Genomic DNA, 20,667 nt, shown 5'->3' on the forward strand with positions numbered 1-20,667 from the left:
GGTCGACCCTCGTGGGTCGACCGGCTGTCCAGCCGTCAGGGAGCGTTGAACCAGGTGATGGCCCGGTTCATCAGGTCCGCCCGGTCCGCCGCGTTCCCGTAGGCCTCGTACGGGAACGCCAGGAACATCACCTTGTAGCCGTCGGTCGACACCGTCAGCGCATCCGCGTCGGCGGCATCGTCGGTGAAGGCCGCGGTGGCCGGACCGACCGGGGTGATCTGGTCCTCGAAGTTCGCGCCCAGGACCGAGTGGTCGAGCGGCACGTCTCCGATCCCGTCCGTCACCGCGTTTCCGCTGACGCCGTGGACCGCATCAGTCGCCTTGTCGTTCTGCACCTCGCTGCCGTCCCAGTCGATGTGCAGGTAGTCGAAGACGAAGTCGGTCGTGCCCGCCGCCTGGTCGAGGATGTCCTGGCCCGACATGAACAGCCGGCCGCCACCGTCGAGGAACGCCTTGAGCGCGGCCTCGTACGGCGTGATCGGTGCCGGGTAGCTGTTGCCGGTGAACCACACGACGTTCTTGTGCGCCGCCAGGTAGGACGCGGGCAGCTCCGGGTCCTCGCCGAGGTCCCAGTACCCGTACGCGGTGCTGTTCGCCGACAGCGCGTCCTCGTAGTACGGCGCCGAATCGATCGGATCGTTGGTGTCTTGGTCCACCACAAGCGTGTCGTACTTGGCTGCGAGCGAGGTCAGGGTGGCCGCTCCTGTGACGCTGGAGTCGGCACTCGAGGTGACCGTGAGCGTGGTGTCGTTCGACGCCGCCTCGTCCGCATCCGCAGGCACCGCGACCTTGACGCAGACGTCGACCGTGTCGCCCGCGGCAACGCTTGCCGTGGTCGTGATCGGAGTCGTGCAGGACGCGTCGTAAACCGTCGACGCCCAGCTGCCGCCCGAGGTGCTCACCGTGTAGGTGTCGGACTGGTAGCCGTCGTTGGTGATGTGCTCGGTGAACGTCGCGAAGTCGCCGTCCTTACCGCCCTCGGTGTCCGCGGCCGGGTCGACCGTGGCGGCGTGGGCCGGTGCGATCCGCGTGGTGTGTGGGCTTCCGTTCGCCACCGGGACGCTTCCGATCTTGACGCCGACGCCGTCGTTGACGATCGCGGAGACCGAGCTCGACAGGTTCGTGGCGATCTTCGCCTTGAACGTCAGCGTGATGCTGCCGCCCGCAGGCACCGTCTTCCCGTCCCAGTGGATGGTCTTGCCACCCAGGGTGCCGCCATTGCCCGCGGACACGAAGGACGTGTGCGCCGGCACCGGGTCGGTCACCGAGACCGCATTGGCAGCGGCGTTGCCGATGTTGCGCACCGTGATCGTGTAGTCGATGGTGCTGCCCGGTCCGACCGGTCGGCCGGAGTCAGCGGTGGAGACGACCAGGGCGGGCCGGGCCGTGCTGTTGGTCATCGTGTACGCGCCGCGACCGTGGGTGCCCGCCACCAGAACACCGTTGGTGGCGTCAAAGTCCATCTGCCACACCGACACCTTCGGCATCCCGCTGCCGAGGGCGAACCACTTGTTCCCGCCGTTGGTGGTGAAGAACGCACCGACGTCGGTTCCGACGTACAGGGTCTTGGCGTTGGCCGGGTCGATGACGACCGTGTTGATCGGCACGTCGGGCAGACCGGTGCCGATGTCGGTCCAGCTGCCGCCTCCGTTGCTCGTCGCGAACAGGTGGCCGCTGTTGCCCGGCGTCGCCGCACCGAAGCCGCCGTACGCCGCGTACGCGACTCGCCAGTTCGAGTGGTCGACGGCGATCTGGTCGACCGGCCGGTTCGGCAGGGTGCCGACGCCGGTGCGGTGCCAGGTCGGGGTGTCGGAGACCACGGCGTCCGGGCTGACCTGGATCCAGCCCTCGTCGGTGCCGGCGTACACGCCCTCGCCGCCGTCAGCCACGCCGAGGGCGGAGATCAGGCAGCCGCGCGCACCGTTCGGAGCGCTGCCCGTGCAGCCGCTGGTCAGGTCGGGGCTGATCGGGTCCCACGTGACGTCCCCGGCGCTCGCGGCTTCCGCGTTGTTCGTGCGGTAGACCCGGTAGGTACCGAGGAACAGCTGGTTCACGTTGCCGCGGTTCTGCACCCACGGGAGGTAGAACTCCGCGCGGTCGGTCGTGTCGATGCCGCCGTCGATCGGTTCGTTGCCGAAGAACGTGTTGGTCTCCGACGGGTCATACCGGTAGATGGAGGTTCCGGTGTAGGTGCCGAAGACGTACGCCGGGACGTTCGGGTTCAACGTGTTGGGTGTCGTCTGGTCGACGATCACCTGGCCGCCGTCGCCGCTGGCCTGGTCGAACCACCGCGAGTTCGCCGTCGACTTGCGCAGCGTGCCGTTGTCCTGGGTGCCGCCCCAGAACTGACCGGGCACGTTCGGCACGGTCGCGATCGAGGAGAACTGGGTGATCGCCAAGCCGGTCGAGTGGATCAGCGCCGCCGTGGTCGGGTTGACCTGGCCGTTGAGGTCCTGCCAGTCCGCTGCCGACAGCGGGTCACCGGGGTTGTTGCGCCCGCCGCCGGTCTGCGACTCCCAGATGCCGCCGTCGTTGCCGATCGCGATGTGCTGGGTGTTGGTCGGCTGGAAGGCGAACGCGTGGAAGTCAGGGTGCAGGTCGTACCCGAGGTTCTTCCACGTGGCACCTCCGTCGGTCGAGCGGTAGACGCCACCGGACTGCGGGCTGTTGTTGTACCCGTAGGACCCGAGCGCGTAGACCACGTTCGGGTTCGTCGGATCGGGCTTGACCACGTTGTCGTAGAAGCACTGGGTGCCGCAGTACCCGAGGATCGAGTTGGTGCCGGTGCCGGTCGCGGTCGCCGCCCAGGTCGATCCGCCGTCGGTCGACTTGTAGACGCGTCCGTTGTGGTAGACGTCGGAGCTGTCGAAGTAGTCGAAGCCGGTGTACAGCGTGGCCGCAGCCGTCGCGGACGGGTGCGAGATGCCGAGCGCGAAGCGGGTGCCGCCCTCGAGGAAGTTGCCGGCCGGAAGTCCGGTCATCGCGGTCGCCCAGGTCTGGCCGCCGTTGGTGGACTTGTAGATCGCGTCACCCCAGAACGAGGCGTACAGCACGCTCGGGTTCTGCGGGTCGATCACCAGGTCGGTGGCACCGTGCAGCTCGTCGTGCGTGCCCTTGCGCAGGGTCCACGTCGTGCCACCGTTCGTCGACTCGTACACACCGTAGGCAGCTGCGGTCGGGCTGCTGGTGCGGTGGTTGCCGCCGCGGCCGCGAACCGTCGCCGCGTAGACGTGCTGGTAGTTGGTCGGGTCGACGGCGATCGCGGAGACCGCCTGACCGGTGAAGAGCGTGGACACGTGGCTCCAGGTGAGGCCACCGTCGGTCGAGCGGTAGAACCCGTCGCCGTAGTAGCTGTCGCCGGACAGCGCTCCCTCCCCGGAACCCATGTAGACGACGTTGTCGTTGCTCGGGGCGATCGCGAGCGCACCCACGGACTGGGTGTCCGAGGCGTTGGTACGGGGGGTCCAGGTTCCGGAGCCTGCGTCGTAGGTCCACACCCCGCCCTGGGCGGCGCCGAGGATGATCGAGCCGTTGTTGCGGATCGCCAGTGCGCTGATCCGACCGGACACGGCCTGGAACGCGTTCGAGGTGCGACCGTTCTGCACGATCGGGTTCGGGCCCTGGCCGGTCCACGCGCCACCCTTGGCCGCGCCGACCGGGGCACCCTTGTCCGCCTTGCCAGCGGCCTTGGCGGCCTTGGTGCGCAAGGACGCCGCCTCCTGGACGGTGATCGGGTCGTCACCCGCCAGGAGCCGGCTCCAGTAGTACGCATCCCGCAGCTTGTCGAAGCTTCCCTGCTCGTCCTTCTCCGCGACCTCGTCCGCGATCTCACCCTTCGGGGTCAGCAGGACGGGGGTGTCGTCGCCGTGCGGCGCACCAAGAGCCGGAGCGGTGACGGCTGCGAGGAAGCCGACGGTCATCGCGACGATCGTCGCGGGGACCACGAAGCGCAGACGGGAGGATACGTGCATGCTTGCCCCCAAGCATCGAGGTCTGGCCCGAGTGACCAAACAAGACGCACTCTCGTCCCGGAATTGATCTTTTGGCAAGCCCCCCATCCGGGTCATATTTCTGCAAACGGGGGAACACTGCGGATCGCTTCCGGTGTGGCTTCCGGCGTGCGTTGCCCGACGCCGAGGTGGGGACGACCCGGCTAGGCTCTCGCCCCTGAAGGGCGGTAGCTCAGTCGGTTAGAGCAGAGGACTCATAATCCTTGGGTCGTGGGTTCGAGCCCCACCCGCCCTACTGCGGTGAAATGGCAGGTCAGAGCGCTTCGGCGCTCTGATCGCCTGCCGGTCGGAGAGACTGAACCTGGTCGCCAGTCCGCAAAATCCGCATGCGCCGCAGAAATGCCCTGATCGAGCTCCTCGGTGACGGCTTCAAGATCGCTGTCGAACAGGCCCGAATAGATGTCGAGAGTCATTGCTGCGGACTGGTGTCCGAGCATCCTCCGAACAGCCTTCACGTGCGAATGAGCCTTCAACGACAGAAATCTGACCGTTGAGGTGGTGGGCGTCCGCCCCTAAAGGCCGCCATGCGAATCTTCTTTGGTGTTGGAATCTTCCTCGTTTTCCTGGCCTACGGCGTGCACAACCTCCCGGACGCGCTCGACTCGAAGGATCACGAGGTAAACAAGGCTGCGTACTGGTTCATCGGCTCGGTCATTGCAATGGTCTTGGTGGCGGCTCTCTCGCGAGTCCCAGGGGCGCACTTCGGAGACGGGATCGGGGCCGTGCTGATCGCGCCAGTGGTGATCGTCGCGGGAGGCGCCTTCATCGTGACCACGATGTTCCTGGGCTTCGGCAACTGGAAGGACTGCTCGTCCCCGGACGTGAAGGTCGACTGCCCAAGTCAGGTGCGATAGGGCCTGGTCTAGATGTCGGTCGATGAGCAGCAAGTACTCCTGCCAGTCCCGCTCCCTGACCGAAGAGGGGCTGCTAGTTTCCGCACATGCGTCTGACCCCCTCCCACGTCAAGCGTCTCGGGATCGTCCTCAGCTCGATCGCGCTGGTGTTTGCTACGACGGCTCCGGCTTTCGCCTGGGGATCCACCACGACGATCTCTTCGACGATCACCCAGCCGCTATTGCCCAGGCTCGCGGTCAACTCGAAGGGTGCTACAGCGGTTCTGTGGGGCCAGACATACAACCACCACTTCAACCTGAAGCTTCGAGTTATGTCCGCGGGAGGCACCTGGTCGGCGATCAAAAACGTCGCCTCGAACGTCATCAACTACCAAGTGGCAATAGATGCGGCGGGCAACACCTACATGACGTGGTTCGGTTTCCAAAACAATCAACTGAGTGGATTCGCCCGCGTCTTGAGCGCCGCTGGATCCCTGAGTCCTACAACTGCGCTTGTAGGAAAGCATTTCTCCCCTGAGGGCGTGGTCGCGGGGCCGTCAGGCGTTGCTTACCTTTTTGGCGAAGGTTCCCTACAAGCTGAGGTTCGCAGCCTTAGCGCATCCGGGGTGGTCGGACCAGCGCAGACCTTGAGCGATCTTGACGTATCGCAAGCCTCTGCTTCCGCGGCCGCGGGTGGTATCGACTCGGCTGGGATGCTTACTGTCGCGTGGGTCGAGGTCGACGACAGCCGGGTGGACGGCCAGGGCGTTGTTAAGGCGCGCCAAGTTGCCCCAGGCGGCTCGCTCGGACCGATCCAGCAGGTCTCAAGCTCCGGAGTGCTGGCGTTTAACCCTCAAGTTGCGATTATGCGCAGCGGCGGTGGGATCGTTGGTTGGCACGACACGAAACAGCGATTCCGTCGGGTTTCCGCAGGAGGCACGTTCGCCGCGGCGACGGCAGTGCAGGCCGCCGATGCGAACCTTGCAATCAGCCCCAAGGGCATCATCGCAGCGACCTGGATCAGCGGGTATGGAACCAGCAAGAACTCGGTGTACGTCCGAACCGTCTCGACCAGTAACGCCGTTGGCGCACCTCACCTCTTGGCCTCCGCTCCGTACATCGTCCAGGCCGACACTGCACTCGACGCAACTGGCCGGACGTTCACCATCATGTGCATCGGTTCTTGCGACGACTTCGCCAGCTCATTCCGGGTACGCGCGATCCCATACGGTGGCTCGCCGGGTGCCACCACGACTGTGACCAACTCCAGTCACTCGGGAGGCGCAGTGGCGTTGGTCCCATCGTTGGGCAAGTTCCGAATCGTCTGGAACAGCGGCGCGAAGGACCTGACGAAGATCGGTCCGTAACCAGTGCCCTTGGCGACACCTCCGGGCCGGGGCTTTGACGCACTGCTGATCGCTTACCTGAACCGCCGGACACTGTCTTAGGACGAACGATGGCGCTGCGTATTGCGCGGCGCGCCATTCAAGAGTCGAACGCCGTGTGCCTAGGGCGCGAGCAGGAGCAACAGGTTTTCCTGCTCGCGTTCCTCCGCAGCAGCAGCCTCCTGCTCGCGCTTGAGGCGAGCGTTCTCGAGATCCGCGAGCTGCTGCCGGTATTGGCGATCGTGTTCCTTCTGGATGAGCTCATGGGGCATCCCGCCCGGGCCGAAAGTCACGAGACCTCTTCCTCTTCCTCACGCTTCATCAGGTAGGACCTCTCAACCCAGCCGGCCGCGGTGTTCTTGTACTCCGACTTGGTGCCACTGGACATCTTGTAGACGTACCTTTGCACTTCAGGTGGCCCGACTAGTTCCCAGCCCTTCTCGCCAAGCCGGTTGAGGGTTTCCACGATCTCTTGCCCTGTTCCATATCGCTCAAGATCGAACTCGACCCCCTCTGTTCCAGAGGTTAGGAACTTTGCCGTGACGCGCCACTGGCCCGTCGCGTTGGGCTCCTTCGGGAGCCTCGTAACCCTGAGTTCTCCATAACTGAAGCGGCGCTTCCCCATGCGGAAACTATGGCACCTCATCGCCCGCACAGTTCACGCTAAAACCCTTTGGTCCCTTCCTGTCGTCCCGCTAGCCTTTTTCTCACTTCAACCAGGACTCGCTCGGGCGAATCAGACGTCAAGGGGTATGACGTGAAAAACCGAGCTGCTGTCCTGATTTCCGTTGCCGTCGTAGCACTAACAACTCTTCTTGTGCCTGCGACCCGAGCCGATGCCGCGTCTTTCCCGTCGAAAGTGAATCGAACCTCGACGCTTTACCAGTGCACCTCCACTTGGTATGTCTGCACCGCCACCGGATCCAAGGGCGCGACGACCGCTGCGTCGAGCAACTACGCCGATGTCATCTGTTGGGAACAGGGGCGTACTGCCTACTCGCAGCAGAAGTGGTTTTATGTCGAGTTGGATTTCGGCGGCTCGGGTTTCATCCCAGCTCCTGCCGTCGCCACTGCGGGCGCCGACAGGAGCGCGCCGGCCTGCTCCAGCGTTTATCGGATCAACGCAGCTCAGATGGCGCTCAACCGAACCGACCAGACGTTCATCGGCGCCTCTGATGCGAAGTTGCTAGCAAGCCTCGGGCACCCGAACGACAGCAGCTCGGCTGGAACACACGGCGATTGGCCGGGCGACTGCATCGGCTTTGCTCAACTGGCCTGGTACCTGGGCGGCTACGGAGGCGTTCCCGGAGGGGACGCGATCGGCTCCTACAACGTCTACAAGTCCCGCGGGTGGGTGAACAAGACGGGCATTCCCCCGAGGGGCGCACTCATCTACTGGGCAGCCACCTCCTCGAACGCCTACCACGGCCACGTTGCCGTGAGCCTCGGCAACAACATGGAGGTCACCACGCAAGGCCTGGATGGTCAGGACAACAACAACCCCATTGTCATCAAGGCGATCCCTTCAGGCTCCCTAGGCTGGGTAATGCCTTTGTGGAACTAAGCAACGAATGCTCAGGCGCCCCTGCCCGGGAATCTGCCGGACCGCCGACGCTCGCTGAAGAACCGAGATGTATCGGACGGTTGCTGCGAGGATCAGCTCATGCTGATGTTCGTCTTCGGGGCCGGCGCGTCGTATGACAGTGACCCCGAACGAACGCCGCTGATGCACCCCTCCGAAGATCATCGGCCCCCACTCGCGACGGATCTATTTGCCCCAGCCAGCGCCGTTGGACAGGAAATCGTCAAACGCTATCCGCAGGCGGGCGCCCTGATAATGCGGCTACGAGAAGCGACGCGCCAGAAGCAGGATGTCGAGGAGGTTCTCCAAACGATCGCGGGCGGCGAGGAGAGTTACCCGCGCACAAAGCAGCAACTTGTGGCGCTGAGCGCATACCTAGCTGACCTGATAACGGATGTCCCTGCGCGATGGGCGGATGAGTGCCAAGGGCTGACCAACTACGTTCGCGCTCTCGAAGAGGCGGACAGATGGAATCAAGCAGTTCATAGTGACGAGCCGATTGTCTGCATCACGTTCAACTACGACTCCTTGCTTGAGGCAGCTGCTGAGAGCGTGTTTGGTGTTCGACTGAACTCCCTGGACAGTTATGTGTCCAATGCGGATTTTCGCATCTACAAGCCCCATGGATCTGTCACCTGGCAGCAAGCTGCTGTGTGGGACGACTCGAACGTGTATCGCCGTCCGGACGGAACGCAACGGGCGATCCAGCTAGCCACTTCGCTCCAGTGGGAGGAAGACCGGTTCCGTTATCGGCAACCGGACTTCCACGACAAGGGGTCGTCGCGACGAATCTGGATGCCAGCGCTGTCGATTCCCATGCGGCGAAAAGCAAATTTCACGATGCCTTCGTCCCATCTCGCTCGCATGAAGGAGGATCTCCGCCAGGTGACGACGGTGATTTCCGTCGGCTGGCGTGCCCGGGAGCGACACTTTCTCGATCTACTCCAAGACCATTTGGGATCATCCCCGGCGCAGTTGATAGCGGTTGCCGAGAGCGTCGAAAGCGCAACCGAAACTGTCGAAGAACTCTGGAAGACGGGTCGGTTCAACCGCTATGCGATCGGCGCCTACGGGTTCACGGGCTTTACCGGAACTGGAGGCGAGACCCTTGGATCTCGCATAGGTGCACGGCGGGATCCCCTCACGCTTCACGAGATTCTGACGAACACTCAAGGATTCGCGCAGTGGTCGGGTCGCGATCCCGGAAACGGGCTGCCGCCAGACAACTCGGAGATCGGTGACATCAACTCCGGCTATCTAGATTTCTAACCCGGCCCGATAGGCGCCACTGCCTTTTGACCGGCTGGGGCTCAGGCCTTCAACCGCAGCCGGACCGAATCATGCGTCGGCGCGCGACACTGGACGACAATCATTCTCCCTCGCTCTAGGCGCAAATCGCCTCTGACCTGGAGCGATCGTGTCGGGCAGGCAGACCTCATAATCCTTGGGTCGTGGGTTCGAGCCCCACCCGCCCTACGAACGATGCGTCAGTGCGGCTCGGTCAGCGGCTCGGTCGCCGGGACCGGCTGCGGGTCGGGCTCCTGCTGGTCGGGGTCGTCCGGGGTCTCGGGAACCTCGGGCGTGATCTCCGGGTCGACTGACATCTGAATCCTCCTCTGACCGAAGACCGCCCACCCCGACGCGCGTGGGGGCGAGACCGGGGTGGACGGACTCTTCAGCGCGGAACCTCGTTGCACCCTCGGTCGGTCGCGCTGGGTCCCGCCGGCTCGTGGACCAGCGGGAGTCCGATGCACCCGCCGTACCCGGCGCGGAGGGATGCAAACGGGCCGGGTAGCCCTCGAAGAAGACCGTTTTCTTCCGGGCGACGTCGGGTACCGCCGGAAGAGTGACCGCACCAGCGGTCCGGAGTGAGGAGATTTCGATGGGCACGTTGTTGTGGTTGGCCTCTGTGATCCTGGTGATCGTCGGCATCGTCGAGCTGATCTCGGGCGCGATCCTGTTCGGGATCGTCCTGATCGTCCTCGGACTGCTCGTCGGTCCGGGTGGGGTGTCGATCTTCAACGGACGTCGCACGGTCTAGCGGCACGTCCGAACGACGCGGCCCGCACCTGGGGAACCGGGTGCGGGCCGCGTCGTCGTCTGGATCGACCAGCTCGGCCGAGCGCAAGGATCCGGTCGTTCTGACTAGTCCGGGCAGCCAGGACCGGTCACGTTTCGGAAAATAGTCTGTCCGAATTGCGCGTTTCGCTGTATCGGTGGCCGATCAGGGTGTTCTATAGGGAGAGCACCTAGATCGTTCCAAAAGGGGGGACCACAATGACGTGCACCCATTCCCCGGCTTGTCCGGAGGCGACGGCTGCCAACTGCTGCAGCGCTCACACCGTGTCGGACCACTCCGAGCAGGGCTGGTGCCAGCTCTGCAACGGCGTGATCCTCTTCGACGACGGCAGCTACCTCGCGCCGGACGGACACGTCGAGCCCGTCCCGTTGCTCTCCGCCTGACGATCAGTGGTGAGCCGCGTCGCGGATCTCACCCACCAGCTCCTCGATCACGTCCTCGAGCGTGGCCACGCCGATGACGGTGCCGTTCGCGTCGACGACCCGCGCCATGTGCGCGCCCTTGGACTGCAGCGTCTGCAGCGCGTCGACCAGGCTGTCGTCGCTCTGCACGTTCGCGAACGACCGGATCCACCGGTCCTCGACGACCTGAGCCCGACCGTGGCCGTCGTCGGCCAGCACGTCCTTGATGTGCAGGTACCCGATCAGCGCCCCGGTGTCCCCGACGACGGGGAAGCGGGAGAAGCCGGTCTCCGCGCAGATCGCCTCGACCTCCATCGCCCGCGCCCCTCGGCTGACGGTCTGGAGGCCGTCCATCGGTAGGTAGACGTCGGCCACCGTCCGGGCGGTGAACCCGAGGGCGCCGGAGAGCCGCTCGTACTCGCCCTCGCCGAGCAGGCCCTCCGCCCGCGACTCGTCGACCAGCGCCTCGACCTGCTCGCGGGTGAACACCGAGGAGATCTCCGCACGGGGTTCGATGCCGACCAGGCGCAGGGCTGCGTTCGCCGTCGCGTTGAGCACGAACACGATCGGCTTGAGGATCGTGACGATCATGATCATCGGCGCGCCGAAGACCAGGGCGGCTCGTTCCGGACCGGCCAGCGCGAGGTTCTTCGGCACCATCTCGCCGAGCACGACGTGCAGGTAGACGACCAGCGCCAGCGCGATGCTGAACGCGACCGGGTGCACCGCGCCGTGGGGGAGCCCGACCGCCTTGGCGACCGGTTCCAGGAGGTGGGCGAGCGCCGGCTCGGCGACGGCACCGAGGCCGAGGGAGCAGGCGGTGATGCCGAACTGCGCGCCGGCCATCACCAACGAGACCTGCTCCATCGCCATGATCGCCGAGCGCGCCAGGCGCGAGCCCTGCTCGGCCGCCGGCTCGATCTGCGTACGCCGGGCCGAGACGAGCGCGAACTCGGCGCCCACGAAGAAGGCGTTTCCGAGCAGCAGGACGACGCCGAGCAGGATCGCGGTCTGGGTGCTCATGCCTGCACCTCGCTCGGCTGCTGCTCGACGCGCCGGATCGAGATCCGGTCCACCCGCAGGTTGTCCATCAGCTCGACCCGGAGCTCGGCGTACTCCTGGACCGGCTCCTCGTCGTCGTCCTCGGGGACCGGCGTCGGCAGCGGCACCAGCACCGAGTCGCCGCGGGCCGGGATCCGGCCGAGCGCCTGGACCAGCAGGCCGGCGACGGTGTCGTAGTCCTCGTGCTCGGGCAGTGCCAGCCCGGTCGCGTCCTTGACCTCGTCGGGACGCAGCAGGCCGGAGACGATCCAGGATCCGTCCGGTCGCTGTCGCAGGCGCGCGGCGCTGCGGTCGTGCTCGTCGGCGATGTCGCCGACGATCTCCTCGACCACGTCCTCCAGCGTCACCACGCCGGCGGTGCCGCCGTACTCGTCGGAGACGATCGCCATCTGGAAGCCCTCACCGCGCAGCAGCGAGAGCAGCGGGTCCAGCTTCAGGGACTCCGGGACGACGGTCGCGGGCACCATCACCTCGCGCACCAGCGTCGAGCCGCGATCGCCCCGGGGGACGGTGACGGCCTGCTTGATGTGCACCGAGCCGACGATGTTGTCGCTGCTGCCCTTGGTCACCGGGAACTTGGAGAACCCGGTGGCTGCGGACAGCTCGATGATCGCGCTGACCGGGTCGGTGGCGTCCACGGTGGCCATCCGGATCCGCGGGGTCATGATCTCGCCGGCGGTGCGCGGCCCGAAGGCGATCGAGCGCTGCACCAGGGCGGCGGTCTCGGTGTCCAGCGTTCCCTCCGAGGCCGAGCGGCGGGCGAGCGAGGACAGCTCTTCCGATGACCGGGCCGAGCGCAGCTCCTCCTGCGGCTCGACCCCGAACGAGCGCACCAGGGCGTTCGCGGACCCGTTGAGCAGCCTGATCGGGAGCGACATCACCGAGGTGAAGCCGCGTTGGCTGGCCTGGGTGAACTTGGCGGTGGCCAGCGGCAGCGAGATGGCGACGTTCTTGGGGATCAGCTCGCCGAGGATCATCGTCGCGAAGGTGGCGAGCACCAGGCCCAGCGCCGCGGCGACGGCGGTGACCGCCCCGTCCGAGAGCCCGAGCGCGCCCAAGGGCGTCTCGAGCAGGCTGGAGACCGACGGCTCGGCCAGAAAACCGATGGCCAGGTTCGTCAGCGTGATCCCGACCTGGGCACCGGAGAGCTGGGTGGAGAGCGTGCGCAGCGCGACCAAGACGCCGGCGGCGCCGTGGTCGCCCTCACTGGCGGCCCGCTCGACGTCGGTCCGGTCGACGGTTACCAGGGCGAACTCGGCCGCGACGAAGAGCCCGCAGATCACCACGAGGATCAGCGAGACGCCGAGCAGCACCCACTCCATGGCGCCCATTCTTGCGGGTCGGGCCCACATGCGCCGCACAGGGAACCGTGGCAGGCTGTCCGAGCCGCCACCCCCGAGTCCTGCGAGGAGGCACCGTGCTCCGCATCTCCGGCACCGGCGAGACCCACGTGGGCCTCGTGCGGGGCAACAACGAGGACTCGGCGTTCGTCGGCCCGTACTGCACGCTGGTGGCCGACGGTGTCGGCGGGGGAGCAGCCGGTGAGGTCGCCTCGGCGACAGCCGCGTACGCCGTGGCGGCGACCGCGAACATGATGTTCGGGCAGGACCCGGCGACGGTCCTGGCTGCCGGGGTCAGGCTCGCCCAGGCCCAGGTGCACGCCGGGGTCGAGGTGGACCCGACCCGCGAGGGCATGGCGACCACGCTCACGGCCCTGGTCACCGACGGCAAGCGGTTCACGCTCGCCCACCTCGGCGACTCCCGTGGCTACGTGTTCCGCGACGGGGAGCTGGCCCGCGTCACCCGCGACCACACCTACGTCCAGGACCTCCTCGACGAGGGGCGGCTCGGCCCCGAGGAGGTCGCCGAGCACCCGTGGCGCAACGTGGTGATGCGCACGGTCAGCTCGACCCGCGACTCCGAGCCGGACCTGCTCGACCTCGACCTGGTGCCCGGGGACCGGATCCTGCTGGCCAGCGACGGCCTGACCGACCTGATCGGGGAGCCCGAGCTCACCCGCACCCTGGCGACCCGCTCGGACGACGAGGCGGTGGCGACGCTGATCGCCGGCGCTCTCTCCCGCGGCGGGCGCGACAACGTCACCTGCGTGGTGGCCACGATCGTCGACGGGCCGCAGATCAACGCCGACGGGCTGCTGCTGGGCGCCGTACGGTCCTTCGAGAACGTGGTCGACCTGGCCGCGGTCCGCGCCGAGTCCGCCTAGCCCGCCCGGGGCGTGCTGCGTCCCACACTGGAACGTGTTCCAGATCCGGCGCGCGCAGGGGAGAATGGTCCGCATGTTCGAACTGGCCCGCCCCCGCCTCGAAGGCACCGTCGCCGTGCGCGACGACCGACGGCTGTCCTTCGCCGAGTTCGGCACCCCGCGCGGTGCCGCGGTGTTCTGGCTGCACGGCACCCCGGGCGGTCGCCGGCAGGTCCCGGTCGAGGCCCGGATGTTCGCGGAGCAGCACGACGTCCGCATCATTGGCGTCGACCGTCCCGGCATCGGCACCTCGACCCCGCACCTGTACGACAACATCCTCGACTGGACCGGTGACCTCGAGGTCCTCGCCGACAACCTCGGCGTCGACACCTTCCGGGTGATCGGCCTCTCCGGTGGTGGCCCGTACGCGCTGGCCGCCGGTGCGGCGCTGCCCGAGCGCGTGCACGGCATCGGCGTCCTCGGCGGCGTCGCCCCGACCAAGGGCCCGGACGCGATCCGCGGGGGACTGGTCGAGGTGGCCCCGTACGCCGCCCCGATCGTCGCCGCGACCCGGATCCCGCTCTCCTACGCGCTCGCCCTCGGCATCCGCCTGGTGAAGCCGCTCGCCAGTGTCGCCATCGACGGCTACGCAGCGGTCCAGCCGCGCGGCGACAAGGAGCTGCTCGGCCGGCCCGAGTTCAAGGCGATGTTCCTCGACGACCTGATCAACGGCGCCCGGTTCCAGGTGGGCGCCCCGCTCGCCGACATCATCCTGTTCACCCGCCCCTGGGGCTTCGAGGCTGCCGACGTCTCGGTCCCGGTGCGCTGGTGGCACGGCGACGCGGACCACATCATCCCGCACGCCCACGGCGTGCACATGGTCGAGCGGCTGCCGGACGCGCAGTTCGCGACCATCGACGGGGAGTCCCACCTGGGCGGCATGGGCGTGGCGACCGAGGTGCTCCAGACACTGATGGAGCTCGGCCCCCGCAAGGCCGTCAAGAAGGCCGCCGGCGCTCGCAAGGGCTGAATCCTGCCCCGTTTTGTCCTGAAATCCGGCACGGAAATCTGACCGTGTTATCTGGCGTTCACGCCTGGATTCAGTCACAATGAGAACACAAGTGCACAATCGTCACAGGACCTCTTTCGTCCGATGAGCCCGCTGGGGAAGGCGTAGCTCAACGCCGGTTTTGAAGGAGGTCTGTCGTGACACGCACTGCGACCCGTGGAGTCCTGTACATCCACTCGGCGCCGTCTGCGCTGTGCCCGCACGTCGAGTGGGCCGTGGGCGGTGTGCTCGGCAACGCCGTGAACCTGGCGTGGACCCAGCAGGGTGCCCAGGCCGGTACCTACCGTGCCGAGTACTCCTGGAGCGGCGACGCCGGCACGGCTGCGGCCGTGGCCTCGGCCCTGCGCGGCTGGAACCAGCTCCGCTTCGAGGTCACCGAGGACCCGACCTCGGCGACCGAGGGCGCCCGTTTCTCCTACACGCCCGACCTCGGCGTCTTCCACGGCGTCAGCGGGCTGCACGGCGACCTGATGATCCCCGAGGACCGGCTGAAGGCCGCGGTGATCAAGGCCGCGCTCGGCGAGACCACCCTCGAGCTCGAGATCGACAAGCTGCTCGGCAAGCCGTGGGACGACGAGCTGGAGACGTTCCGGTACGCCGGCGACGGCGTGCCCGTCCGCTGGCTGCACCAGGTCGTGTGAACAAGAACTTTCTTCTCAGGGAGTAGAGAGCGTTGGGTCCGGCCTGGTGGCCGGGCCCAACGTGCTTCTGTGATCAGCGACCGTTCGACGGTGAGGGAGCGACCGTTCGGCTCAGAGCGGGATGTTGGTGTGCGCCCCGCGCTGGACCAGCCCGGCCGCCGCGATCGCCTGGGCGATGGCCGACCGGGTGGCATTCGGCTCGACGATCTCGTCGATGACACCGATCTCGACAGCCTTCTCGACGCCGCCGGCGATCCGGGCGTGCTCCTCGGCCAGCTCGGCCTCGACCTGCGGGCGGATCTCCGGGGAGACGTCGGCCAGCTTGCGGCGGTGCAGGATCCGGACGGCGGCCACGGCGCCCATCACGGCGACCTCGGCATCCGGCCAGGCGAACACCTTGGTGGCGCCGAGCGAGCGCGAGTTCATCGCGATGTAGGCGCCGCCGTACGTCTTGCGGGTGACCACGGTGACCCGAGGGACCACGCACTCGCCGAAGGCGTGCAGCAGCTTCGCGCCCCGGCGTACGACGCCGTCCCACTCCTGGCCGACGCCGGGCAGGTAGCCGGGCACGTCGACGAGCACGATCAGCGGGATGCCGAACGCGTCGCACATCCGGACGAACCGCGAGGCCTTCTCGGCCGAGGCGGAGTCCAGGCAGCCGCCGAGCCGCAGCGGGTTGTTGGCGATCACGCCGGTGGTGCGGCCGCCGAAGCGTCCGAGGGCGGTGACGATGTTCGGCGCCCACTTCGCGTGCAGCTCGATCGCGGTGCCGGCGTCCAGGACGTTCTCCACCAGCGGGTGCACGTCGTAGGCGCGCTTGTTCGACTCGGGCAGGAGCGCGCCGAGATCGATGTCCTCGACCGCCTTCACGTCCAGGGTGCCCTGGGCGCCGAGCAGGAAGGCGAGGTCACGGGCCTTGTCCAGGGCCTCGCGCTCGGAGTCGGTGAGCACGTGCACGACGCCGGAGCGACGGCCGTGCGGCTCGGGGCCGCCGAGCCGGAGCATGTCGACGTCCTCGCCGGTGACCGAGCGGACCACGTCCGGGCCGGTCACGAAGATTCGACCCTCGGGACCGAGGATGACGACGTCGGTCAGCGCCGGCCCGTACGCCGCACCGCCGGCAGCCGGGCCGAGGACGACGGAGATCTGCGGGATCGTGCCCGAGGCCTTGGTCATCGCGTGGAAGATCTCGCCGACCGCGTGCAGCGAGAGCACACCCTCGGCCAGCCGCGCGCCGCCGGAGTGCCACAGACCGACGATCGGGATCCGGTCGGTCAGCGCGCGCTGGTAGGCGGCCACGACGACCTTGCAGCCCTCGGCGCCCATCGCCCCGCCCATCACGGTCGGGTCGGAGCAGAACGCGGCGACGGTCTTGCCGTTGACCCGGCCGACCGCGGCGAGCATGCCGGAGTCGTCGACCGCGGAGATCGGCGAGAACATCCCGTCGTCGAAGAACGCGGCCAGGCGCTGGAGCGGGTGCCGCGGGTCCTCCTCGCGGGCCGGCTTCTCGACCGGAGGGGGTGCGATCGTGGTCATCACAGGCTCCCGAAGGCGACGGCGACGTTGGCCCCGCCGAAGCCGAACGAGTTGTTCAGAGCGGCGATGTCGCCACCGCGCAGCTCGCGGGCCGTGGTCGGGATGTCCAGCTCGACGGCCGCATCGAGGTTGTCGAGGTTGATCGTCGGTGGCGCCAGCCGGTGGTGGATCGCCAGGATCGTGGCGATCGACTCCAGGGCGCCGGCTCCGCCGAGCAGGTGGCCGGTCATCGACTTGGTGCTGGTCACCACCACCTCGTCGGCGTACTTGCCGAGCGTCGCGTGGATCATCAGGCCCTCGGCCACGTCGCCCTGCGGGGTCGAGGTGGCGTGGGCATTGACGTGCGCGATGTCGCCCGGCGAGATCCCGGCGTCGTCGAGTGCCCGCTGGATCGCCCGGGTGCCACCGCGGCCCTCGGGGTCCGGCTGGGCGATGTCGTGGGCGTCGTTGGTGATCCCGGCGCCGAGCACCTCGGCGTAGATCCGGGCGCCGCGGGCCTGAGCGTGCTCGAGCTCCTCGAGCACCAGGATCCCGGCACCCTCGCCGAGGACGAACCCGTCGCGGGCGGTGTCCCACGGACGCGAGACCGTGGTCGGGTCGCCGCCCGGCTCGCTGCCGGTCTTCGACAGCGCCATCATCTGGGCGAACGCCGCCATCGGGAGGGCGTGGATCGCGGCCTCGGTACCGCCGGCGACCATGACATCGGCCCGGCCGAGCCGGATCTGGTCGACGGCCAGGGCGACACCCTCGTTGCCCGACGCGCAGGCCGAGACCGGAGTGTGCACCCCGGCCCGCGCGCCGATGTGCAGGCCGATGTTGGCGGCCGGCGCGTTCGGCATCAGCATCGGGACCGCGATCGGGGAGACCCGGCGCGGACCCTTCTCGAGCAGGGTGTCGTAGTTCGCCAGCAGCGTGGTGACGCCACCGATCCCGGAGGCCACGGCGACACCGAGACGCTCCTGGTCGACGACGCCCTCGGTCTCAGCCAGACCGGCGTCGGCCCAGGCCTCGAGCGCGGCCACCATCGCGAGCTGGGCCGACCGGTCGAGCCGGCGCGCCTTGACCCGGTCCAGCACGTCGGCCGGGTCCACGGCCGCGGTGCCGGCGATCTGCACCGGCAGGTCGGGGAAGAAGTCCTCGGGCAGCCGGCGGATGCCGGAGCGCCCGGCGACCAACGCCTCCCAGGTGCTCTGCACATCTCCGCCGACCGGGTTGGTGGTACCCATCCCGGTGACGACGACTCGTCTTCGGCTCATGCCGACCCTTCCTTACTCCTGCTCGGTGCTGACGGGTGTTGCTCGGTTCAGGCCGCCTGGGCCTTCTCGATGTAGCTGACGGCGTCGCCGACGGTCTTCAGGTTCTTGACCTGGTCGTCGGGGATGCGCACGGAGAACTTCTCCTCGGCCGCGACGACGACCTCGACCATCGAGAGCGAGTCGACGTCGAGGTCGTCGGTGAACGACTTCTCGAGCTGGACGTCGCCCGCGGGGATGCCGGTGACCTCGTTGACGATGTCGGCGAGCTCGGTGCGGATCTCTTCGGTGGTAGCCATTGCTGGTTCCTCTTCTGTGTTGGGTGGAGCGATTTCTGATAGGGAAATTCAGGGGATGCGGACGACCTGGGCGGCGTACGAGAGCCCGGCGCCGAAGGCGATCAGCAGGGCGATGTCCCCGCTCTTCGCGGTGCCGTCCTCGTACATCCGGCCGAGTGCGAGCGGGACGGACGCTGCCGAGGTGTTGCCCTGCTCGGCGATGTCCCGCGCGATCCGGACGTGCTCGGGAAGCTTCATCGCCCGCGCCATCGCGTCGATGATGCGCATGTTGGCCTGGTGCGGGATGAACAGGTCGATGTCCTCGACCGAGATCCCGGTGCGGTCCAGCGTGGCGGCGGCGACCTTGGCCATCTCGAAGGAGGCCCAGCGGAAGACCGTCGCGCCGTCCATCGCGATGTGCGGCATCACGGGGTGCTCGTCGGCGAGGACCTCGCGCCAGTCGGTGCTCTGCCGGATGGCGTCGTACTGCTCGCCGTCGGAGCCCCAGACGACCGGACCGATGCCGGGCGTCTCGGACGGACCGACCACGACCGCGCCCGCGCCGTCACCGAAGATGAAGGCGGTGCTGCGGTCGGTCTTGCTGGTCATCTCCGAGAGCAGCTCGGCGCCGACCACCAGCACGTGGCGGGCGGTGCCGGCGCGGACCATGTCCGAGCCGAGGCTGAGCGCGTGGCAGAAGCCGGCGCAGGCGGCCGAGATGTCGAAGGCGGCCGGGGCCTGGGTGCCGAGTAGGTGCGCGAGCTTGGCGGCCAGGGCCGGGGTCTGCATCGTGTGCGTGCAGGTCGCGACCACGATCGCGTCGATCTGAGCCGGGTCGATGTCGGCGTGGGCGAGCGCCTGCTCGCAGGCGGCGAGCGCCATCGACTCCAGGGTCTCCTCGGGGCCGACCCAGCGCCGCTCCTTGATGCCCGAGCGCTGCTGGATCCACTCGTCACTGGAGTCGATCGCCGCGATCACGTCGGCGTTCGGCACGACCCGCTTGGCCCGGTGCACGCCGAGTCCCAGGATCGCCGCGTGCGGCGCCCCGGTCGGCATCTCCCAGGCGACGGTGCCTGCCTGCGGGCTCATACCGCGACACCCTCCGGGTGCAGCCGCACCAGCGGCTGGCCGGGGGAGACGAGGTCGCCGTCCTCGACGAGCCACTCCACGATGGTGCCTCCGTACGGCGCCAGCACGGCGGTCTCGTCGCGCGTGGAGCGCACCGAACCGATCGAGCTGGCGGCCAGGAGCGAGTCGCCCTCGTCACCGGCGGTCTTCACGAAGGTGCCCTTCGACGGCGAGACCAGCATCCGCCAGGTCGGGTGGATGTCCATCGGGGACGGGTCGCCGTGCTTGTTCACGAAGGCGCGGGCGTCGTCGAGCTGGTCGGGGGTCTTCAGTGCGAAGGTCTCCACGCCCGGGAGCGCGCGCTTGGCGATGTTCGTCAGGGTCCCGGCCGGCGGCATCTCCAGGATGCCGGTGACGCCGAGGTCGCGCATGGTGGCCAGGCACAGGTCCCAGCGCACCGGCCGGGCGACCTGCTTGACGATCCGCCGGACCACGTCGCGGCCGTCGTGGACGACCTGGCCGTCGTAGTTGGAGATCACTGCGGTCCGCGGGTCGTGCGTCGAGACCGCAAGGGCGAGTTTGCCCATCACCCCGACCGCCGGCGCCATGTGCTCGGTGTGGAACGCCCCGGCGACCGACAGCGGCATCAGTCGGGCCTTCGCCGGGGGAGCGGCGGCGAACGCGGCCAGCTGCTCCATCGTCCCCGCCGCCACGATCTGGCCCTCGGCGTTGACGTTGGCGGCGGTGAGACCGTGCTGCGTAAGTGCGGCCATCACCTCCGCCTCGTCGCCGCCGAGGACGGCGGTCATCCCGGTCGGGGTGACCGCGGCCGCGCGAGCCATGGCGTTGCCACGCTCGCGGACCAGAACCATGGCCTGCTCGGCGCTGATCGCCCGAGCACCCGCTGCGGCCGTCAGCTCGCCGACGCTGTGACCGGCGACCGCGCCGATCCGGCCGAAGGCGTCGGAGGGGTGCGGGAACAGTGAGAGCGCTGCGACCAGGCCGGAGCCGACGATCAGCGGCTGCGCGATCGCGGTGTCCCGGATGGTGTCGGCGTCGGCCTCGGTGCCGTAGTGGCCGAGGTCCAGGCCCGCCACCGCGCTGAGCCAGTGCAGACGCTCGGCGAACTGCGGGTCCTCCATCCAGGGCAGCAAGAAGCCTGGAGTCTGGGAACCCTGTCCGGGAGCAACGATGATCAGCACCCCACTACTGTCGCCGACCTCGTGGTGCCGCCACGGGTGCGCAGCGCACGAAATCCGAGACCGA

General features: G+C 67.9%; 19 protein-coding genes and 1 tRNA gene. 11 read left to right on the forward strand and 9 right to left on the reverse strand.

What is annotated here, in order from left to right; genetic code table 11:
* Positions 1-35: 35 nt before the first annotated feature.
* Positions 36-3,971 carry a DUF11 domain-containing protein gene (locus EFL95_RS07550; RefSeq protein ID WP_183407079.1) on the reverse strand — a complete coding sequence of 1,312 codons (3,936 nt, stop codon included), beginning with the start codon at positions 3,969-3,971 and terminating at the stop codon, positions 36-38.
* Positions 3,972-4,171: 200 nt separating this feature from the next.
* On the opposite strand from EFL95_RS07550, the gene EFL95_RS07555 reads away from it, so the two are divergent.
* From EFL95_RS07555 to EFL95_RS07575, 4 genes are all read left to right on the forward strand, one after another.
* Positions 4,172-4,245 (forward strand) — tRNA-Ile (locus EFL95_RS07555).
* Between the two features lie 289 nt (positions 4,246-4,534).
* Positions 4,535-4,864 (forward strand): hypothetical protein, encoded by a 330-nt coding sequence (locus tag EFL95_RS07560; protein WP_123233406.1) that lies wholly within the window; start codon positions 4,535-4,537, stop codon positions 4,862-4,864.
* Between the two features lie 86 nt (positions 4,865-4,950).
* Positions 4,951-6,210 carry a hypothetical protein gene (locus EFL95_RS19195; protein ID WP_148045004.1) on the forward strand — a complete coding sequence of 420 codons (1,260 nt, stop codon included), beginning with the start codon at positions 4,951-4,953 and terminating at the stop codon, positions 6,208-6,210.
* A gap of 89 nt (positions 6,211-6,299) precedes the next feature.
* On the forward strand, positions 6,300-6,557 hold the full coding sequence (locus EFL95_RS07575; RefSeq protein WP_123233409.1) for a hypothetical protein: 258 nt from the start codon (positions 6,300-6,302) through the stop codon (positions 6,555-6,557).
* Here the strand turns inward: EFL95_RS07575 and EFL95_RS19200 are convergent.
* Complete coding sequence (locus EFL95_RS19200; RefSeq protein ID WP_148045005.1) at positions 6,518-6,853, reverse strand: hypothetical protein; 336 nt, start codon at positions 6,851-6,853, stop codon at positions 6,518-6,520. The genes EFL95_RS07575 and EFL95_RS19200 overlap by 40 nt on opposite strands.
* Before the next feature lie 132 nt (positions 6,854-6,985).
* Between EFL95_RS19200 and EFL95_RS07580 the strand changes: the two genes are divergently transcribed.
* The 4 genes from EFL95_RS07580 (at position 6,986) to EFL95_RS20020 (ending at position 10,273) form a co-directional block, all read left to right on the forward strand.
* Positions 6,986-7,792 carry a hypothetical protein gene (locus tag EFL95_RS07580; protein WP_148045006.1) on the forward strand — a complete coding sequence of 269 codons (807 nt, stop codon included), beginning with the start codon at positions 6,986-6,988 and terminating at the stop codon, positions 7,790-7,792.
* Between the two features lie 99 nt (positions 7,793-7,891).
* Positions 7,892-9,079, forward strand: a complete 1,188-nt coding sequence (locus EFL95_RS07585; RefSeq protein ID WP_123233411.1) for an SIR2 family protein — start codon at positions 7,892-7,894, stop codon at positions 9,077-9,079.
* Positions 9,080-9,692: 613 nt separating this feature from the next.
* Complete coding sequence (locus tag EFL95_RS19460) at positions 9,693-9,851, forward strand: GPGG-motif small membrane protein (protein ID WP_183407080.1); 159 nt, start codon at positions 9,693-9,695, stop codon at positions 9,849-9,851.
* 236 nt (positions 9,852-10,087) lie between these two features.
* A complete protein-coding gene (locus EFL95_RS20020) occupies positions 10,088-10,273 on the forward strand; it encodes a DUF5999 family protein (protein ID WP_123233412.1) in 186 nt (61 codons plus the stop codon).
* 3 nt (positions 10,274-10,276) lie between these two features.
* Here the strand turns inward: EFL95_RS20020 and EFL95_RS07595 are convergent, their stop codons facing one another.
* Positions 10,277-11,314 (reverse strand): hemolysin family protein, encoded by a 1,038-nt coding sequence (locus tag EFL95_RS07595; RefSeq protein WP_123233413.1) that lies wholly within the window; start codon positions 11,312-11,314, stop codon positions 10,277-10,279.
* The gene (locus EFL95_RS07600; RefSeq protein ID WP_123234852.1) at positions 11,311-12,675 is read right to left on the reverse strand and encodes a hemolysin family protein; all 1,365 of its coding nucleotides are present in this window, start codon (positions 12,673-12,675) and stop codon (positions 11,311-11,313) included. Before EFL95_RS07600 ends, EFL95_RS07595 begins: the two co-directional genes overlap by 4 nt.
* Positions 12,676-12,770: 95 nt before the next feature.
* Between EFL95_RS07600 and EFL95_RS07605 the strand changes: the two genes are divergently transcribed.
* The 3 genes from EFL95_RS07605 to EFL95_RS07615 all read left to right on the forward strand — a co-directional run bounded on the left by EFL95_RS07605 (position 12,771) and on the right by EFL95_RS07615 (position 15,266).
* Entirely contained in the window at positions 12,771-13,577 is an 807-nt protein-coding gene (locus EFL95_RS07605) for a PP2C family protein-serine/threonine phosphatase (protein WP_183407081.1), read from the forward strand.
* A gap of 73 nt (positions 13,578-13,650) precedes the next feature.
* Entirely contained in the window at positions 13,651-14,586 is a 936-nt protein-coding gene (locus EFL95_RS07610; RefSeq protein WP_123234853.1) for an alpha/beta fold hydrolase, read from the forward strand.
* A gap of 176 nt (positions 14,587-14,762) precedes the next feature.
* Positions 14,763-15,266 carry a DUF3145 domain-containing protein gene (locus tag EFL95_RS07615; protein WP_123233415.1) on the forward strand — a complete coding sequence of 168 codons (504 nt, stop codon included), beginning with the start codon at positions 14,763-14,765 and terminating at the stop codon, positions 15,264-15,266.
* A gap of 111 nt (positions 15,267-15,377) precedes the next feature.
* On the opposite strand, the gene EFL95_RS07620 is transcribed toward EFL95_RS07615, so the two are convergent.
* From EFL95_RS07620 to EFL95_RS07640, 5 genes are read right to left on the reverse strand one after another with little or no spacing between them, the layout of a single operon-like run.
* On the reverse strand, positions 15,378-16,802 hold the full coding sequence (locus EFL95_RS07620; protein ID WP_123233416.1) for a carboxyl transferase domain-containing protein: 1,425 nt from the start codon (positions 16,800-16,802) through the stop codon (positions 15,378-15,380).
* Complete coding sequence (locus EFL95_RS07625) at positions 16,802-18,058, reverse strand: beta-ketoacyl-[acyl-carrier-protein] synthase family protein (protein ID WP_123233417.1); 1,257 nt, start codon at positions 18,056-18,058, stop codon at positions 16,802-16,804. The genes EFL95_RS07620 and EFL95_RS07625 overlap by 1 nt, the downstream gene beginning before the upstream one ends.
* Positions 18,059-18,105: 47 nt before the next feature.
* Positions 18,106-18,354, reverse strand: a complete 249-nt coding sequence (locus tag EFL95_RS07630) for an acyl carrier protein (RefSeq protein ID WP_123233418.1) — start codon at positions 18,352-18,354, stop codon at positions 18,106-18,108.
* A 48-nt stretch (positions 18,355-18,402) separates the two neighbouring features.
* Positions 18,403-19,422: a beta-ketoacyl-ACP synthase III gene (locus EFL95_RS07635; RefSeq protein ID WP_246004846.1), complete on the reverse strand. Its 1,020-nt coding sequence runs from the start codon at positions 19,420-19,422 to the stop codon at positions 18,403-18,405.
* The gene (locus EFL95_RS07640) at positions 19,419-20,603 is read right to left on the reverse strand and encodes an acyltransferase domain-containing protein (RefSeq protein WP_123233419.1); all 1,185 of its coding nucleotides are present in this window, start codon (positions 20,601-20,603) and stop codon (positions 19,419-19,421) included. The genes EFL95_RS07635 and EFL95_RS07640 overlap by 4 nt, the downstream gene beginning before the upstream one ends.
* Between the last annotated feature and the right edge of the window lie 64 nt (positions 20,604-20,667).

It is taken from the genome of Nocardioides marmorisolisilvae (genome assembly GCF_003725775.1).
Lineage (GTDB): Bacteria > Actinomycetota > Actinomycetes > Propionibacteriales > Nocardioidaceae > Marmoricola > Marmoricola marmorisolisilvae.

Bases quoted from the DNA above. Each gene is read 5' to 3' on its own strand.
- EFL95_RS07595 (WP_123233413.1), bottom strand. From the start codon at position 11,314: ATGAGCACCCAGACCGCGATCCTGCTCGGCGTCGTCCTGCTGCTCGGA.
- EFL95_RS20020 (WP_123233412.1), top strand. From the start codon at position 10,088: ATGACGTGCACCCATTCCCCGGCTTGTCCGGAGGCGACGGCTGCCAAC.
- EFL95_RS07550 (WP_183407079.1), bottom strand. From the start codon at position 3,971: ATGCACGTATCCTCCCGTCTGCGCTTCGTGGTCCCCGCGACGATCGTC.
- EFL95_RS07635 (WP_246004846.1), bottom strand. From the start codon at position 19,422: ATGAGCCCGCAGGCAGGCACCGTCGCCTGGGAGATGCCGACCGGGGCG.
- EFL95_RS07585 (WP_123233411.1), top strand. From the start codon at position 7,892: ATGCTGATGTTCGTCTTCGGGGCCGGCGCGTCGTATGACAGTGACCCC.
- EFL95_RS07610 (WP_123234853.1), top strand. From the start codon at position 13,651: ATGTTCGAACTGGCCCGCCCCCGCCTCGAAGGCACCGTCGCCGTGCGC.
- EFL95_RS19460 (WP_183407080.1), top strand. From the start codon at position 9,693: ATGGGCACGTTGTTGTGGTTGGCCTCTGTGATCCTGGTGATCGTCGGC.
- EFL95_RS07560 (WP_123233406.1), top strand. From the start codon at position 4,535: ATGCGAATCTTCTTTGGTGTTGGAATCTTCCTCGTTTTCCTGGCCTAC.
- EFL95_RS19200 (WP_148045005.1), bottom strand. From the start codon at position 6,853: ATGGGGAAGCGCCGCTTCAGTTATGGAGAACTCAGGGTTACGAGGCTC.
- EFL95_RS07630 (WP_123233418.1), bottom strand. From the start codon at position 18,354: ATGGCTACCACCGAAGAGATCCGCACCGAGCTCGCCGACATCGTCAAC.
- EFL95_RS07600 (WP_123234852.1), bottom strand. From the start codon at position 12,675: ATGGAGTGGGTGCTGCTCGGCGTCTCGCTGATCCTCGTGGTGATCTGC.
- EFL95_RS07575 (WP_123233409.1), top strand. From the start codon at position 6,300: ATGGCGCTGCGTATTGCGCGGCGCGCCATTCAAGAGTCGAACGCCGTG.
- EFL95_RS07625 (WP_123233417.1), bottom strand. From the start codon at position 18,058: ATGAGCCGAAGACGAGTCGTCGTCACCGGGATGGGTACCACCAACCCG.
- EFL95_RS07620 (WP_123233416.1), bottom strand. From the start codon at position 16,802: ATGACCACGATCGCACCCCCTCCGGTCGAGAAGCCGGCCCGCGAGGAG.
- EFL95_RS19195 (WP_148045004.1), top strand. From the start codon at position 4,951: ATGCGTCTGACCCCCTCCCACGTCAAGCGTCTCGGGATCGTCCTCAGC.